We start from the raw sequence: 15,800 nt of genomic DNA, 5'->3' as shown, positions 1-15,800 counted from the left end.
GTCAGCTCGCGCGCGGGTAGGTGTAGAAGCCTTCCCCGGTGGCGACGCCGAGCTTGCCCTTGTCGATGTACTGCTCCTTGAGCAGCTCGGCGAAGCGCTGCTGCTTCTCGCCACCCATGCGCGAGATGTTGTAGGCCGTCGTCAGCCCCACGATGTCGTAGATCTCGAACGGTCCGGCCGGTGCCCCGGTGCCGATGCGCCAGGTCGCGTCGATCGCCTCCGGTTCCGCGATCCCGTCGACGAGCAACTCCGCGCCCGCCTCCAGGAACGGCACGAGAAGTGAATTCAGGAGGTATCCGGCCTTCTCCTTCTTGATCTCGATCGGGACCATGCCGATCTGTGCCGCGAAGTCGACGACCTGGTCGTAGACACCGGGAGCGGTGTCGGGTGTGCCCATCACCTCGGCGGTGTTGTGCGACCAGATCTCGTTCGCGAAGTGCAGCGCGAGGAAGCGATCGGGGCGGCCGGTCGATTCGGCCAGAGCGCTGGGAAGGAGGGTCGAGGAGTTGGTCGCGAAGATCGTCGTCGCCGGCGCCACTCCGGCGAGCGTCCGGTAGATGCTCTGCTTGAGCTCCAGGCTCTCCGGCACCGCCTCGATGATGAGGTCTGCGTCAGAAGCTGCATCCGCGAGATCCGAGGTCAACCGGATGCGTCCGATCGCGCTCTGCGCGCCTCCGTCGGCGGCGTTCTCCACGCCGTCCGTGACGTAGCGCGCGGCGAGTCCCCCGAAGCGCTCGGCTGCGCGGTCGAGCGCCGCCTGATCGATGTCGTACGCCACGACGTCGAATCCGTGGAAGGCGGTCTGGAACGCGATCTGCGATCCGAGGACGCCGGTGCCGAGAACGGTGATGTTCTTCATTTCTCTTCCTTCTGTGGTGGCCTTGTGGGCCGTGGTCACGATGCGGCGTCGCCGCGGTCGAAGCGCAGGAGGTCATGCGCGAAGCGCGAGACCTCTGCGTCCGACCACCGCGCGAGATGGGTGTCGATCACGTGCTGCAGCGTGTCGAGCGTCCTGCGGAAGGCGTCTTCACCGTCCGGCGTGAGCGCGAGAGGGCGTCCACGTCCTGCCGTCGAGGGCATCTCCTGAACGAGTCCCAGCGTGATGAGGGAGGAGAGCTGGCGGGACACCGTCGATCGGTTGAGTCGGAACATCTGCGCGATGTCGGTCGAGCGGATCCCCGGCTCATCGGCGATGGCCATCACGATCGACTGGTCGGTGATCGACAGGTGAGTCTCGCCGGAGCGGGCATCGACCAGGCCGCGTCGCGTGATCGCCAGGAGAGATCTCAGCACCGTGGCGCTGTCCTGCCCTCGTGCGTCCGCGTCCTCTCTCTGTTGCATACAGCAACTCTAGACCTGACTGTTGCATAGTGCAACTTATAGGTTGTGACGAAGCACGGACATCGGACCCGGATGACAGGATGGAGGAATGCAGACAGCCAACCTCACGCGAGAGGAGACCGCAGCGCGATCCGCCGCGATCTCCGTGCGCAGCATCCGCGTCGAACTCGATCTCACCGGAGCGCCTGAGCGGGCGCGCACGGGGTTCCCGACGGCGACGACGCTCGAGTTCAGCTCGACGGTCGAATCGACCTGGCTGGACTTCATCGGCGAGAGCGTGGAGCGCGTCATCGTCAACGGTGCCGAGCACGAGGTCGTCCACGACGGTGCCCGCATCGCTGTGCACGGTCTCGCGGACACCAATATCGTCCGCGTCGAGGCCGTCGGAGCCTACAGCCGTTCGGGTGAGGGGCTGCACCGCTTCCACGATCCGGTCGACGACCGCACGTATCTGTACACACAGTACGAGCCCGCCGACTCGCGGCGCGTCATGGCGTGCTTCGAACAGCCGGACATCAAGGCGTCCTATACATTCGTGATCGATGCGCCGGCGGGGTGGGAGGTTCTCTCGAACCAGTCCGCAGCAGCCGTCGACGTCGGTGTCGGCGTGCAGCGCGTCGAGTTCGCCCCGACGCTGCCGATCTCGAGCTACATCACCTCGATCGCCGCGGGTCCCTACGCCCGCGTGGACGGCGACTGGCGGCGCGACGAGCAGCACATCGCGCTGGGAGTGCTCGTGCGACAGTCGCTGGCGCAGTATCTGGAGTCGGACGAGATCCTCGACGTCACGCGTCAGGGCCTCGATTTCTTCACCGATGCTTTCGACTACCCGTACCCCTGGGGCAAGTACGACCAGATCTTCGTGCCCGAGTACAACCTCGGCGCGATGGAGAACCCGGGGCTCGTCACCTTCACCGAGGCGTACCTGTCGCGGGGCGCCGCGACGGACGCCCAGCGGGCGGCTCGGGCGAACACGATCCTGCACGAGATGGCCCACATGTGGTTCGGCGACCTCGTCACCATGAAGTGGTGGGATGACCTGTGGCTCAAGGAGTCCTTCGCCGACTACATGGGCTCGCACGCGTCTGCGGTCGCAACACGTTTCCATGATGCCTGGGTGAAGTTCGCCGCCAACCGCAAGGCCTGGGCCTACCAGCAGGATCAGCTTCCGACGACGCATCCGATCGTCGCGGACATCACGGATCTCGAGGCGGCCAAGCTCAACTTCGACGGGATCACCTATGCAAAGGGTGCAGCCGTCCTCAAGCAGCTGGTCGCCTTCGTCGGGGACGACGCGTTCTTCGAAGGCGCTCGACGGTACTTCGCCGCGAACGCGTTCGGCAACACGACGCTCGACGACTTCCTCGTGGAGCTCAGCGCGGTGTCGGGTCGCGACATGTCCGCGTGGTCACGGGCCTGGTTGCAGACGACGGGTGTCTCGACCCTCGAGATCGAGAAGGATGCCGAGGGGGCGACCGTGCTCGTCCAGAGCGATCCGCGCCCTCACCGCCTGCGCGTCGGGTTCTATGACCGCGTCGAAGGTCGCGTCATCCGCCGCGAGCAGATGGCGATCGACATCCACGACGAGCGCACTCCGGTGGACCTGCCCGACGCCGATCTCGTTCTGCTCAACGACGACGATCTCACCTACGCCAAGGTGCGCCTCGACGAGGCCTCTCTGGCCACCGTGCAGGACTCGTTGTCCGCTGTCGAGGATCCTCTGGCTCGCGCGGTCATCTGGTCGTCCCTGTGGAACGCGACGCGGGACGGCGAACTGCCGGCGACCCGGTACACCTCGATCGTGCGAGCGCATGCGCCGCAGGAGTCGAATATCGGGCTCCTGGGCGGTGTGCTGGTGAACGCGCTGTTCGCGATCCGACACTATGCCGCGGATGATGTCAGGCGTGACGAGCAGAGACGGTGGGTGGAGACCGCATGGAGCGCCCTGCACGCAGCGGATGCCGGGAGCGACGCGCAGCTCTCGTGGGCCCGTGCTCTCGCGGCGGCGTCGGCCTTCGAGGACGCACGTGCCGGAGACATCCGGGCGATCCTCGACGGCGACGCTCCCGAGGGGTTGATCGTCGACCCCGACCTGCGATGGCAGCTGCTGACGGCTCTCGTGACGACCGGCCATGCCGGGACCGACGAGATCGCGGGCGAACAGCACCGCGATGACACCGGAAGCGGTCGCACCGCCGCGCGGCGGGCTCTCGCGTCGCGCCCGGACGAGGCGGTCCGTGCCGAGGCATGGGCCGCGGCATGGAACGACGAATCGCTCAGCAACGACCATCTCGACGCGGTGATCGCGGGCGTCCGCGCCGGCGGGCGCCGCGACCTGATCGCGGGCTTCGATGAGGACTACTTCGCCCGGATCGGCGATGCCTGGGCGGGGCGGAGCATCGAACTGGCGCGGCGCCTTGTCGTCGGCCTCTTCCCGGCGACGCCCAGTCTCGCTCTGGTGGATGCCTGGATCGCCGAGAACGGATCGGCGCCTGCCGCCCTGCGCCGCGTCGTGGTCGAGCAGCGTGACCACCTCGCCCGAGACCTCCGCGTGCGAGCGGCCCAGGCTCAGTAGGTCTCCAGCGCCTCGGCGGTCGACTGCCCGACAGCGAGGTGCTCGGGTCGATCATCGCTCTGCGTCAGCAGGACGAGGGCCATGTAGGCAGCCCACGCTCGTGCGCGCGCCCAGGTCGCATCGTCGTACCGCGAACCCGTGGCCCTCCGGAACGCACCCAGCCCCGGAGCATCGAAGAGCATCCATGCCGACGCGAGGTCGTAGGCGGGGTCGCCGACGGTGACGTCGCCGAAGTCGATCAGTGCGGCGAGCCGTCCCTCGTGCACGAGCAGGTTTCCCGGGTGCAGATCCCCGTGGATCCAGACATGTTCGACGCTCGGTGATGCGGCGAGCCCGTCGGCCCAGGCCCCGCGCAGCGCCGACCGTGCGGGGAGGGCGTCGAGTCGAGGACGCATCACATCGTCTCGTGTGATCAGGGCTCGACCGCGCACGGGGTTGAGTGGTGCGTCGACGGGGGCAGGGACATGAAGGGCCTGGAGCGCCGCTGCGAGTCGCGGTGCCCAGGCGGCGTTCTCGGCTCGCGGTGTGCGGAGGGCGCTCGTGCCGTCGATCCAGGGGGCGACTGACCACGGCCAGGGGAAACCGTCGCCCGGCTCGCCCGCGATCACGGGGATCGGCGTCCGGATGCCGAGCACCGCGAGCGCCGGACCGATCTCGGGGAGGGCTCGCTGCTCGTTCGCGATGAGCGGGACGGCGAGGGCGCGGCGGGGGAGGCGGACGACGAGCTCTGATCCCAGCCGCCACATCGAGTTGTCCCACCCGTCGGCGAACAGCGTCAGGGGAAGGTCGGCCAGTTCCGGGGCAGCGGCGCGAAGCAGCGTGCGTACACCGCCCTCGTCGAGCGACCACTCGGCCGAGGGGGAGTCCGCCATGCTCAGATGTCGAGCGAGTCGCCCGGCTCGAGCACCGAGAACTCACCGCCGCCCTGCTCGGTCGCCCACTGCAGGCGCTGGCGATGCATGGTCTTGCCGGCCACCGAGAGCGTCATGTCGTGCGTCCCGAACGCACGACGCGGCTTCACGGCGAGGACATAGTCCATCGCCTCGCCGATCTTTAGCCACGGAGCGCCGAGGGGAGCGGCGAGGGTGCCGACCTCGATGCCTTCCGGCACGGCATAGGAGTCTCCGGGGTAGTAGAAGTCGCCGTTCACGAGCACGCCGACGTTCTCGACGGTCGGGAGGGACGAGTGGATCACCTCATGCGTTCCTCCGAAGAAGCGCAGCGCGAACGCTCCGGCGTCCACCGTGTCACCGGGCGCCACGACCGAGATCTCGTATCCGTCGGCGGCACTCGCGACGCCGGCAGGCGCATAGATCGGCGTGCCGGGGGCGGCGCGGAGGATGCGATCGAGGTGCTCAGGGGTCCAGTGGTCCGGGTGCTCGTGGGTGATGACCACGGCGACGAGACCGGCGAGATCGTTCAGGGGAGCCGTGAACGAACCCGGGTCGATGAGGAGGACGTCATCGCCCTGCTGGAGGCGAAGAGCCGCATGTTCGAATTTCGTGACGCGCATGAGATGAGTCAACTCCTTCCGAGCCTCACTGGCAAACCGCTGTCCGGGTGCGCCACGCCCGGGAATCGAGGAGGGCGCGGCTCGATTTGGCGGCGCGAGAATCGTCGTGGCATACTTGAACAGTTGTCGCGGCACGGAAACGTTCCGCCAGACGGCCCCATCGTATAGCGGCCTAGTACGCTGCCCTCTCACGGCGGTAACGCGGGTTCGAATCCCGCTGGGGTCACACAACACACGAAAGCCCTCGGTTCTCCGAGGGCTTTCGTCGTATCCGCGGGGAATTCCCACCGCTCAGGTGGCCGATCTCCGCCGAGTGCCCGCCAGCCACAGTGCGAGAGCGGTGCATCCGAGCGCGATCGCGGCGAGCAGGAAGTCGAGGCCGTATGCGGTGATCGCGATGATCGGCGCGATGAAGACCAGCACGGCGGTGACGACGGCGCCGGTCGAGGGGAACCGTGCCGTGCCGCCGACCGGAACCTTCTCGAACCGGATCAACCAGAGCGACAGCACCCATACCGCGGCGAGCACCACGACGAGGAACAGCGGCCGCGTCCACCACCAGATCGCGCTCCCCGGTACAGGGAGCGGAATCGGGAGTACGAGCTGGATGCCGATCAGCACCATGATCATGGGCAGATGCCACAGATAGACGGTCATGAGACGTGAGCCGATCAGGAAGACCACGCCCTGAGCGGCTCTCTGCCGCATGAGGGCGGTCAGGGGTCTGTGCAGCAGAGTCAGGGCGGCGGCCTGGATCACCGCGAGCATGACCATCGCTGTCGTGGGCGGCCATTGATTGCCGAGCATGTTCCACGAGTATCCTCCGAGCGACACCAGCCCCCAGAGCGCCGCATAGCCCGCTGCGATGAGCAGCAGCAGCTGCCACCAGCGGCGTGCGCCGAACCAGCCGTCGAAGAGGAAGAAACCGATCTGTTGGGCGAACAGCCAGACGAAGACGATGTTGGGGATGCCGAACAGCTCCTGGCCGAGTCCGTAGCCCGACCCTGCGACGGGCTGGATGCCGAGGAACCCGCCGATGACCGTGAACCGGAACGTGTCGACGAGCACTGCGCCCGCGAGAAGGCCCACAAGCACCCAGCCGCCAGATCTTTCGTGCAGGCGCATCATCGCCGGAGCGAGAGCCTGCACGATCATGTACGCGGCCAGGAACCACAGCGGGGAGCCGACGCCGATCGCGATGGTGTCGACGAGCTCGGGATCGATCCCGATCAACCGGGTGGCGCCGAGGACCACGGTGAAGAAGATGAACAGCGGCAGCGCGGGGCGGGAGAGCCGCAGCAGACGCACCCGAACGAAGTCCACCGCCGAATCTCCGCGGGCCGACGCCGATCGCCACCCCGCGCGGGCCGCGTATCCGCCGACCACGAAGAACAGCGGCATGATGTTCGCGATCCACGACGCCGCGGTGAACCAGGACTGCGCCTCGACGGTGCGCTCGATCAGCAGCGACCCGTCCGGTGCGCGACCGACCCCCGTGAACAGGATGTGCACGAAGACCACCAGCACGACGCACACGACTCGCGCCAGATCGAGGGTGAGATCGCGGCCTGCAGGTACGGTGCGGGTCGTCGAGTCGGTGGCGGCGCTGCTCATGCCGACGACTCTAGCGGCGGCGGGTGCCGAGCGAGGGGAGCAGCAGCGGGCGCGGTGTCAGGCGCCGGGTGCGAGAGTGAGGCGCCGGAACGCGGCGGTGCTCAACGGCAGAGCCATGAGTGCCATCATCGTGCCGCCGAAGAGGGCGAACGGCACCCAGACCGCCGTGGTCGAGGCGAGCAGACCGAACCCGGCCATGGCGAGTGGCATGAGGCAGTCATCGCCGAGACGAGTGATCGAACCCATCCGGCCGAGGTAGGCGGTGTCGACCGTGGCGGAGAATGTGGCGCTCAGGAGCACCGAGGCGTAGCCCGCGGTCACGCCGATGACGAAGGCTGCGATCGCGACCGTCCAGGCCGGTCCCCACCCGAGTGCGATGATCCCGGCACCCTGGACGACGAGCGCCCAGAAACCTGCGAACGCCTCTCTTCGCGGTCGCCACGTCACGACCGAGACCGCCCCGAGCGCCGCGCCCAGTCCGAGCAGCGCTTCGAACAGCCCGACAGCCTGGGCACCCCATCCCTCGTCGTGCGCACGCAGTGCGAGCCCGATCCCCACCGCCGGACCGACGGCGAGGTTGAGTCCTGACAGCGCGATGACGAGGGTGCGGGTCGTCGGGTGGGTGCCGAGGTGGGCGAATCCGCGGGCGATGCCGTGCAGCGCGGACTCCCTCGGTGCCCGTGCCAGCACGAACCTCGGCCGGAGCCAGAGGGCGATAAAGGCGAGCACGAGACTGAACGTGAAGGCGTTGACGGCTGCGCTGCCCACGAGCCCCGCATACGCCACGAGGACCCCGCCGATCGCAGCGCCCGCCATCGTGCCGAGGCGCGAAGCCGTCTGCGCGAGCGCTCCGTAAGAGGGAAGATCGCTCGTTCGCACGAGCTGTCGGGCGACGGTTCCGGCGGACGGTTCGTAGAAGGCATCGCAGATTCCGAAGGCGATCGCCGCGAACAGCAGGACGCCGACCGTGGGCGGGGTCGCGAGCACCCACAGCGCCACGGCGACGAGCACACCGACCCGAAGCACGGTGAACAGCATCATGACCCTGCGCGCGTCGGACCTGTCGGCGATCACACCACCGAACAGCAGGACGATCGCGCGGGGGACGGTGCCTGCGGCGACGATGAGACCGGCGATCGCGGGAGAGGCGGTCTGCACGGCCGTCCAGGCGAGCGCGATCGTCCAGAGCGCGTCGCCGGCATCCGAGAGCGCTTTGACACCGATCCAGGCGTGCACACGACGGTCGCGTCGGAACGCGGGCGGCTCCGCCAGCTGCCGGGGTTCGGCCGCGGACATCATGGCGTCGTGGGGAAGGCGTGCGCGAAGACGAAGATCGGCGTGCGCTGCTGCCCGTCGTCGAGATCGACGGACTCGCGCCATTCCTCCAGGGTGCGCAGGATGCGGGCGCTCAGGTCGCGGAGCTCCTCGGGGGACGCCCACGCGGTCGTCTCGGTGTTCGACGCGTCATACGCGGCGTACGCAGGATCATCGTGTCGCCGCTGCCACCTCTGCAGGCGGTCGATCTGCATCCGGATGCCCTGACGCTGCGCCTCGCGGGCGAGGAGCGCCTCGGCGGGAGAATCGGAGAAATCGTCGGCAGACCAGGTGAAGCCGCGGCGAGCGAGCGTCCACCAGCTGGTGCGCCGGTCTCCGGAGGGGTCCTCGACCCGCTCCACGAGCCCCGCACGTTCGAGCATGCGCACATGGTGGCTGATGCTGCCGACCTGGCTCTCGAGCGATCGCGCTAGCGTCGTGACCTGCGATGTGCCGTAGAGAAGCAGGTAGTCGTAGATGCGACGACGGAGGGGGTGATGCACGGCGGTGATCACCGAGATGTCTTCCATGGACGCAACGGTAGATCCGGCCCCGTGTTCGCACAAGACTTCTTGTATACCTCTGGAAATCAACGAAAGAGCCGTCTCTCGCGAGGAGAGGCGGCTCTTTCGGTCGGTGCGGGTCAGTCCTCGGCGGATGCCTCGCCGCTCGTGCGGCGAGTACGTCGTGCTCGACGGATGAGCCACACGACCAGCACGACCGCACCGGCGAGGGAGAGCCACGGCAGCACGAAGCCGACCGCGACGACCAGAGCGTTGAGCGAGACGACGAGGCCGTTCCATCCGGCGACGAGGCCATCGGCGAATCCGGCGGGGTCGGCCGTCGTGGGCGGAGTCGTCCGGGTGAGCTCGATCTGGAGGCTCGACATCGCGACCTGATCGTCGAGCGCGGCGAGCTGCTGCTCGTATGACTCGAGCTGCGCCTGGCGATCCGTCAGGGCGACCTCGGCCTCGATCAGTTCCGCGACCGTGCCGGTCTGCGACATCAACTCGGTGAGTCGCTTCACCGAGGCCTTCGTGGCGTCGACTCGAGCCCGCAGATCGATCGCCGTCGAGGTCACATCCTGCTTCGAGATCGACGAGGAGAGCAGATCACCGGAGTCCGAGAGGCCGTCGATCGCGGTGGCGAGGTCGGCGGAGGGCACGCGGATGCTGATCCAGCCGTATCCGTCGTCCGCGGAGGCGGACTCGGATGTGCCGTCGACGGCGATGCTCTTGCCGATCTCGGTGCTCTCGACGTAGCCGTCGTACTTCTCGGCGAGTGCGCCGATCGCCGCTGCGGCGTCTGCGATGTCCTTCACCTCGAGGGTGGCGTTCGCGGTGGCGATGATCTCGCGATCGGTGCCGTCGACGGCACCGGGCGCCACGCTCGACGACTCCGCCGAGTCGGACGCCGCCCCGGGCACGCTCTGGTCTGCGGATCCGGAGGACGAGTCCTCCATCACGACCCCGGAGGACGTGTCCCCGCCTCCGGCCGTGCTCATGGCGCTGCCGCCCATGACGCCCAGGATCGGGGGAGTCACGAGCACTCCCACCACGAAGGCGGCGGCGATGCCGGCGCCCGTCAGCCAGCGGCGACGGCGTGCTCGCGCTCGGATCGCGGTCGGCGTCTCCGGCCGACGCCCTTCCGCGATCTCCTCGAACACGGAGGCCTCGATGCGCGCCACCGCGGCATCCGAGAGCTCGGGCAGGCCATCGATGGGTGCGTTGTCGTTCATGCGTCGCTCGCTTCCTTCACGGCACCACGCAGGCGGGTGCGGACTCGGGAGAGACGGTTCCGGACGATGGCATGGCTCACACCGAGCTGTTCCGCCGCGGCCTGGTAGGCATAGCCTTCCGTGGCGCAGAGCCTGAAGATCTCTCGGTCGAGATCGTTCAGGGTCCCCACCTCGGCGGCGATCCGCGCGGCCAGAGCAGCGGTGATCACCTGCTCCTCGACGCTGATCGTCGAAGGGATGCTGTCGTCGACGGCATCCGTGGTGTGCGCTCGGTCGCGCAGGCGCTGTCGGAGTCGGTTCGCTGCCTGGAAGCGACAGATCGTCGCGAGCCACGGGAGCAGGGACTCTCCCTGCAGCTCGAGCCCCGGCAGCTTGCGCCACGCGGTGACGAAGGTCTCCTGGGTCACGTCCTCGGCGTCGGCGGGGGAGCCGAGAAGGCCATGGGCTATCCAGTAGACCGGTCGGACGTGCGAGCGGTACAGCTCGCGGAAGGCGCTCTCGTCACCTGCCGCGGCCTGCGCCACCCATCTCTGATCTGTCGTCTGCACGGTATCCGGTTTCCGTTCGGTGTCTCTCACCCGGGAAGTGTCGAAGGATGCACCATCGTCTCAGATCGATGCCGTCGATGGGATGCCGCCGGTGCGGACATCCATCGTCCGTCTGCGCTCCGCTAGAATCGGTGATGCGAGAGGGAGTATCCCGCAAGCGCATCCACCGTCATCACGAGCACCGACATCGCTGCTCCGGTCGTGCGACGCACTCTGTGCGTGGGAGAGACTTTCGGCGTTCTTCCGACCCCTCCCGAAAGGTGCACAGCGCCCGTGGACATCCCCGTCTGGTTCGAGATCACCTCGATGATCGTCCTCACGATCATCCTGATCGGCGACCTGCTCCTGATCCGTCTTCGTCCGCACATCCCCTCGACCAGGGAGTCGACGCTCTGGGTCGTCTTCTACGTCGGGCTCGCGCTGTTGTTCGCGGTTCTCCTCGGAAACGTGGCCGGATGGCGCAATGCGGGCGATTTCATCACCGGATGGGCGCTGGAGTACAGCCTCTCGATCGACAACCTCTTCGTCTTCGTGCTGATCATGGCGCAGTTCGCGGTGCCGCGACGCCTCCAGCAGCAGGTGCTGATGGTCGGCATCATCATCGCGCTCGTGCTGCGCGGCGCATTCATCCTCGTCGGCGTGACCGTCATCGAGCACTTCTCGCCGATCTTCTACGTCTTCGGCGCGTTCCTCATCTACACCGCGATCAAGCAGGCCATGCCCGAGGGCGAGCACGACGACGACGTCAAGCGCGAGAACTTCATCGTCCGGCTGCTGCGTCGCCGCATCGACATCAGCGAGACCTACGACGGCTCGAAGCTGCGCACCACGGTCGACGGCAAGCGGATGTGGACGCCGATGGTCATCGTGTTCATCACGATCGGCGTGACGGACCTGATCTTCGCGATCGACTCCATCCCGGCGATCTTCGAGATCACGACGAACGGATTCCTGGTCTTCGCGGCCAACATCTTCGCCCTGATGGGCCTGCGACAGCTCTACTTCCTGCTGGGAGACCTGCTCGACCGCCTGCGCTACCTGCACTACGGCATCGCGGTGATCCTCGGGTTCATCGGAGTCAAGCTGATCCTGCACGCGCTGCACGAGAACGAACTGCCGTTCATCAACGGCGGTGAGCATGTCGAGTGGGTGCCGGACATCGACAACCTCGTCTCGCTCGGTGTCATCGTCGTCTCGATGACCGTCGCGACCGTCGCGAGCCTCATCGCGGCATCGCGCGAGAAGTCCGCAGCGAAGAAGACGGCGATCGTCGAGTAGGGGCGGATCCTCTCAGCCCGCCGACCACAGCAGCTCGGCGTCGAGCGTGAGATCGATCACCTGACGCAGCAGGGCACCGACGGTGGTCGACTGAAGCAGCGTGTATCGGTCGTACTCTCCGAGCGGTGCGATCGCGGCGAGCTGCCAGGCCGCTTCGAGCGGGTCGTCGGAGAGCTCAGTCTCGGGGTCCCAGGGCCCGTCGACGCGCGCGAGGACGCGTCGTACGATCGCCTCCGCTTCGGTGCGCAGCGGGGTGAGCGCGTCGTTCCACGTCAGCTCGGGAAGCGGCGAGATCTCGGCCCGAGGGTAGGGCGCGTCGTCCGTCCACTGTTCGGCTGCGAACCGAGCGGTGCCGACCGCGATGATGTGGAGCACGTCCGCATCGGCGGAGACGCTCACCAGCCGGGCGAGCGTGCCGACCTGGCTGCGCCGGTCGCCGCCGCCGACCTCGTGACCGCGTTCGATGAGCACGACACCGAACTGCGGGTCGTCTTCGTCGAGAAGTTGCCCGATCATCGTGAGGTATCGCGGCTCGAACACGCGGAGCAGAAGCGGGGTGTGCGGGAACAGCACCGAGCCAAGCGGGAACATCGGTCGTGCGGCCATGACCCCAGTCAACACCGCGGGACGTACAGTGAACAGATGCGCAGACCAGACGCCATCACACCTGCCCCCGGCCAGGAGTCCGTGTGGGACTATCCGCGGCCACCGCGGGTCGAGCGGGTGGCCGAGCGCGTCACCATCCGTCTCGGCGGTGAACTCGTCGCCGACACGTCCGATGCGGTGCGGGTGCTCGAGACGAGTCATCCTCCTGTCTATTACCTGCCGATCGCCGACTTCGTCGACGGAGCGCTCTCGGATGCCCCCGGTTCGTCGTTCTGCGAGTTCAAGGGTGCGGCACGCTATCTCGATGTGCGCGGCGGCGCCCTGGTGGCCGCGGGCGCGGCATGGAACTACCCGCATCCGACGCGCGGATTCGAGGCTCTGTCCGACCGGGTCGCGGTGTATGCCGGACCGATGGACGAGTGCACGGTCGGTGGAGAGGTCGTCGTCCCGCAGCCCGGTGGCTTCTACGGCGGGTGGGTGACGTCGACCGTCGTCGGGCCGTTCAAGGGAGTGCCGGGCTCGATGGGCTGGTGAGCCCTGGGCGCTCGCTCAGAACGCGCGCAGGTTGGCCTGCAGACCGCCCTCGACGTACTCGCGGCGCAGGATGCCGCGGCGACGGAGAACGGGCACGAGCTCATCGAGCGTGCGATGGAGCGTGACCGGGTGGAAGTCGCCCCACAGCAGCACGCCGTCGTTGCCCCAGTCGCCGAGCTCCTCGATGAGATCGGCGAACTCCTCGGCGGTCCCGACGAATCCCGATCGGTCGGTGATCCGGCCGGTGCGGGCGAGCGCCGTGAGGTGGGCGCGCAGCGGAGCATCCTCGCCTCGGTCCCCGATCAGGCGCTGGATGCTGCCGCGCGAGACATGCTCCCCGAAGATCGACAGATCGAGCGGTCGATCGAGGTCGAGCGCGGTCAGATCGGTCTCGAGATCACTCGACTGCTTGCGAGCGATCTGCACCAGGGCCGCGTCGTCGGGATGGGCGGATGCGGCGACGATGCGATCCGCCTCCTCCGGCGACGAGGTGATGACCGGCTGGATCGCGAACAGGATGGTGATGTCGGCGGCCGAACGGCCCGCCGCGATCGCCGCGTCGTGGATCTTCGCCCGATAGGCCCGCACGGATGCCTCATCCAGAGGGGCCAGAGCGAGCTGCACGTCGGAGTTCGCGCCGGCGAAGCCGAGTCCTCTTCCGGATCCGCCGGGGGAGACGATCGCGGGTTCGCCGTCTGTGAAGGGCACCGCGTTCAACGGGCCGTCGAACGCGAAGTGCTCGCCACGATGGCGCACGGGACGCAGCCTCGATCCGTCGGCGAACACGTCGGTCTCGCGGTCCTGCACCAGCGCGCCGTCGTCCCAGCTCCGCCACAGCGCACGGATGCCTGCGAGCCACTCCTCGGCGCGGTCGTACGCGGCGTCGTGACCCAGCTGCTCGGCAGCCGAGAAGTGGCGGGCGCTGCCGGTGTCGGTGACGACGTTGAGGCCGAGGCGGTGCGCGCTGAGGTGCTGCAGGGTCGCGAACTGCCTCGCCGCCGTGTACGGCAGGTAGGCAGCGGGGTTGACGGTCGGCACGACTCCGAGATGGCGGGTGGCCTGGAAGAGGTAGGGCGCAAGGAGAAGCGGATCGTGCTTGGGCCCGCCGAACGCGTGGCGGATGCGCAGATCGAGCGTCTCAGGGGAGCCGAGCGAGGGGGCGTCCTCGATGATGACGAGGTCGAACCCGGCCTGTTCCAGAGTGCGAGCCGCCTCCTGGTAGATCTCGGGGCGAGTCCAGTCGTAATCCCAGTCGAGTGACGGGTATCCCCAGCCCTGCGGACCGAAGCCGCGCGCCAGGAACCATCCGAAGTGCTGCGGCCTGCTCATGCGACGGCCTCTCGCGCGGGCTCGAGCACGCGCGCGAGATCCGCGAGGAGATCCGCGACGTCTTCGATCCCGATCGAGAGACGCAGGGTTCCCGGCTGCACGCCGAGGACGTCGCGTTCCTCCTGTGTGCGGTGGGAATGGCTGGTCGTCCCCGGGTGCAGCACGAGCGAGCGGACATCGCCGATGTGCGTCATGTGGGTGAACACCTCGACGCTCTCGACGAAGTCGCGTGCCGCGTCGAGCCCCCCGCGGAGGGTGAACGTGAAGATGGAGCCGTAGCCGCCGTGCAGGTACTTCTGAGCGAGAGCGTGATCGGGGTGAGTCTCGAGGCCGACGTGGTCGACGCTCTCGACCGCATCCTGCGCGGCCAGCCAGCGTGCCACCTCGAGCGCGTTGCGGGACTGCCGCTCGACGCGAAGCCCGAGCGTCTCCGCTCCCTGGCCGATCAGGAAGGCGTTGAGCGGAGACGGAGATGCACCGAAGCGGGGCGCGACGGATTCGCGGGCGTACGAGATGCGTGCCTTCCCGCCGTGCCGTGCGGCGACGCTGGGGAAGCCGCCGCGGCCGGGGAGCACCAGATGCGGTGCGTTATGCCCCGCCTTCGCCGCGTCGAAGCGACCGTCGTCGATGAGGACCCCGCCCAGGACCGAGCCGTGGCCGGCGAGGAACTTCGATGCGGAATGCACGACCATCGCGGCGCCGTGCTCGATCGGACGGACGAGGAACGGGGTGGCGAGCGTGTTGTCGACGATGAGGGGGATCGCGGCGTCATCGGCCACGGCGCTCACGGCTGCGATGTCGAGGATGTCATTGCGGGCGTTCGCGATCGACTCCGCGAACAGAGCCCTCGTGTTCGGACGGATCTCCCGGCGCCACGCCTCCGGGTCGCCGATGTCGTCGATGAAGGTCGCCTCGATGCCGAGTCGTGCGAGGTTGTCGAGGAGAAGCCCGCGGGTGCCCTCGTAGATGTGCGTCGAGGAGACGATGTGGTCTCCGGCTCCCGCCACCGTCAGGAGCGCGGTGACGACAGCCGCCTGGCCGCTGGCGACGAGCACCGCATCCGCACCGGACTCGAGCGCGGCGAGTTGCCGCTCGACCGCGTGCACCGTCGGGTTGCCGGTGCGTGTGTAGCCGAAACCCGCGCCCGTGCCGAAGTGGTCCGCGGCGTGGTCGAAGTCGTCGAACTCGAAGCCGGCGGTCAGATAGATCGGAGTCGCCCTGGACGACGCCACACCCTGATTCCGGGCGGCGTGGACCGCCTTGGTGGCGAAGCCGGTGGTGTCGTCGGTCATGCGGGGTGCCTCTCGAAGGTGCGGGTGACAGTAGCGTGTCACGCGGCGACTCCGTCCGCTGAAGCGGTGGTAATCTGACGTCATGCGGATCGTGCTCCTTCTTAGCGGCCGCGACGAG

At 68.0% G+C, this 15,800-nt stretch carries 15 protein-coding genes and 1 tRNA gene; 4 read left to right on the top strand and 12 right to left on the bottom strand.

Translation table 11 applies throughout. The annotated features are described in order from the left end of the window. Nucleotide 1: 1 nt before the first annotated feature. Both ACTJKH_RS04555 and ACTJKH_RS04550 read right to left on the bottom strand, forming a co-directional pair. Nucleotides 2-859, bottom strand: coding sequence for a 3-hydroxyacyl-CoA dehydrogenase (locus ACTJKH_RS04555; protein WP_440735924.1), 858 nt, complete (start codon nucleotides 857-859; stop codon nucleotides 2-4). Nucleotides 860-894: 35 nt separating this feature from the next. After that, on the bottom strand, nucleotides 895-1,341 hold the full coding sequence (locus ACTJKH_RS04550; RefSeq protein ID WP_440735923.1) for a MarR family winged helix-turn-helix transcriptional regulator: 447 nt from the start codon (nucleotides 1,339-1,341) through the stop codon (nucleotides 895-897). A gap of 88 nt (nucleotides 1,342-1,429) precedes the next feature. Here ACTJKH_RS04550 and pepN point away from each other — a divergent pair, with 88 nt between their 5' ends. Next, on the top strand, nucleotides 1,430-3,916 hold the full coding sequence (pepN, locus tag ACTJKH_RS04545) for an aminopeptidase N (RefSeq protein ID WP_440735922.1): 2,487 nt from the start codon (nucleotides 1,430-1,432) through the stop codon (nucleotides 3,914-3,916). On the opposite strand, the gene ACTJKH_RS04540 is transcribed toward pepN, so the two are convergent. Both ACTJKH_RS04540 and ACTJKH_RS04535 read right to left on the bottom strand, forming a co-directional pair. Beyond that, nucleotides 3,910-4,788: an aminoglycoside phosphotransferase family protein gene (locus ACTJKH_RS04540; protein ID WP_440735921.1), complete on the bottom strand. Its 879-nt coding sequence runs from the start codon at nucleotides 4,786-4,788 to the stop codon at nucleotides 3,910-3,912. The genes pepN and ACTJKH_RS04540 overlap by 7 nt on opposite strands. A gap of 2 nt (nucleotides 4,789-4,790) precedes the next feature. Continuing rightward, nucleotides 4,791-5,429, bottom strand: coding sequence for an MBL fold metallo-hydrolase (locus tag ACTJKH_RS04535; protein WP_259159340.1), 639 nt, complete (start codon nucleotides 5,427-5,429; stop codon nucleotides 4,791-4,793). Between the two features lie 153 nt (nucleotides 5,430-5,582). Between ACTJKH_RS04535 and ACTJKH_RS04530 the strand changes: the two genes are divergently transcribed. Beyond that, a tRNA-Glu gene (locus ACTJKH_RS04530) sits at nucleotides 5,583-5,655 on the top strand. Nucleotides 5,656-5,720: 65 nt separating this feature from the next. Here the strand turns inward: ACTJKH_RS04530 and ACTJKH_RS04525 are convergent. The 5 genes from ACTJKH_RS04525 to ACTJKH_RS04505 form a co-directional block, all read right to left on the bottom strand. Next, nucleotides 5,721-7,043 carry an acyltransferase family protein gene (locus tag ACTJKH_RS04525; RefSeq protein WP_440735920.1) on the bottom strand — a complete coding sequence of 441 codons (1,323 nt, stop codon included), beginning with the start codon at nucleotides 7,041-7,043 and terminating at the stop codon, nucleotides 5,721-5,723. Between the two features lie 57 nt (nucleotides 7,044-7,100). Continuing rightward, the gene (locus ACTJKH_RS04520; protein WP_440735919.1) at nucleotides 7,101-8,342 is read right to left on the bottom strand and encodes an MFS transporter; all 1,242 of its coding nucleotides are present in this window, start codon (nucleotides 8,340-8,342) and stop codon (nucleotides 7,101-7,103) included. Next, nucleotides 8,339-8,887: a helix-turn-helix domain-containing protein gene (locus tag ACTJKH_RS04515; RefSeq protein WP_440735918.1), complete on the bottom strand. Its 549-nt coding sequence runs from the start codon at nucleotides 8,885-8,887 to the stop codon at nucleotides 8,339-8,341. Before ACTJKH_RS04515 ends, ACTJKH_RS04520 begins: the two co-directional genes overlap by 4 nt. A gap of 113 nt (nucleotides 8,888-9,000) precedes the next feature. Further along, nucleotides 9,001-10,095 carry a DUF4349 domain-containing protein gene (locus ACTJKH_RS04510; RefSeq protein WP_440735917.1) on the bottom strand — a complete coding sequence of 365 codons (1,095 nt, stop codon included), beginning with the start codon at nucleotides 10,093-10,095 and terminating at the stop codon, nucleotides 9,001-9,003. Beyond that, nucleotides 10,092-10,643 carry an RNA polymerase sigma factor gene (locus ACTJKH_RS04505; RefSeq protein ID WP_210099162.1) on the bottom strand — a complete coding sequence of 184 codons (552 nt, stop codon included), beginning with the start codon at nucleotides 10,641-10,643 and terminating at the stop codon, nucleotides 10,092-10,094. The genes ACTJKH_RS04510 and ACTJKH_RS04505 overlap by 4 nt, the downstream gene beginning before the upstream one ends. A 273-nt stretch (nucleotides 10,644-10,916) precedes the next feature. Here ACTJKH_RS04505 and ACTJKH_RS04500 point away from each other — a divergent pair, with 273 nt between their 5' ends. Continuing rightward, a complete protein-coding gene (locus ACTJKH_RS04500) occupies nucleotides 10,917-11,921 on the top strand; it encodes a TerC/Alx family metal homeostasis membrane protein (protein ID WP_440735916.1) in 1,005 nt (334 codons plus the stop codon). 12 nt (nucleotides 11,922-11,933) lie between these two features. On the opposite strand, the gene ACTJKH_RS04495 is transcribed toward ACTJKH_RS04500, so the two are convergent. Further along, complete coding sequence (locus ACTJKH_RS04495; RefSeq protein WP_440735915.1) at nucleotides 11,934-12,527, bottom strand: LON peptidase substrate-binding domain-containing protein; 594 nt, start codon at nucleotides 12,525-12,527, stop codon at nucleotides 11,934-11,936. Nucleotides 12,528-12,563: 36 nt separating this feature from the next. On the opposite strand from ACTJKH_RS04495, the gene ACTJKH_RS04490 reads away from it, so the two are divergent. Continuing rightward, nucleotides 12,564-13,061, top strand: a complete 498-nt coding sequence (locus ACTJKH_RS04490) for a DUF427 domain-containing protein (protein ID WP_440735914.1) — start codon at nucleotides 12,564-12,566, stop codon at nucleotides 13,059-13,061. 15 nt (nucleotides 13,062-13,076) lie between these two features. Here the strand turns inward: ACTJKH_RS04490 and ACTJKH_RS04485 are convergent, their stop codons facing one another. Both ACTJKH_RS04485 and ACTJKH_RS04480 read right to left on the bottom strand, forming a co-directional pair. Continuing rightward, nucleotides 13,077-14,390, bottom strand: a complete 1,314-nt coding sequence (locus ACTJKH_RS04485; RefSeq protein ID WP_440735913.1) for an LLM class flavin-dependent oxidoreductase — start codon at nucleotides 14,388-14,390, stop codon at nucleotides 13,077-13,079. Beyond that, on the bottom strand, nucleotides 14,387-15,682 hold the full coding sequence (locus ACTJKH_RS04480; RefSeq protein ID WP_440735912.1) for an O-acetylhomoserine aminocarboxypropyltransferase/cysteine synthase family protein: 1,296 nt from the start codon (nucleotides 15,680-15,682) through the stop codon (nucleotides 14,387-14,389). The genes ACTJKH_RS04485 and ACTJKH_RS04480 overlap by 4 nt, the downstream gene beginning before the upstream one ends. Nucleotides 15,683-15,800 lie beyond the last annotated feature (118 nt).

It is taken from the genome of Microbacterium sp. 22215, from assembly GCF_052045655.1.
Classification (GTDB): domain Bacteria; phylum Actinomycetota; class Actinomycetes; order Actinomycetales; family Microbacteriaceae; genus Microbacterium; species Microbacterium phyllosphaerae.
The sequence above is the reverse complement of the archived record's forward strand: the minus strand, read 5'-3'. Positions and strand labels throughout refer to the sequence as shown.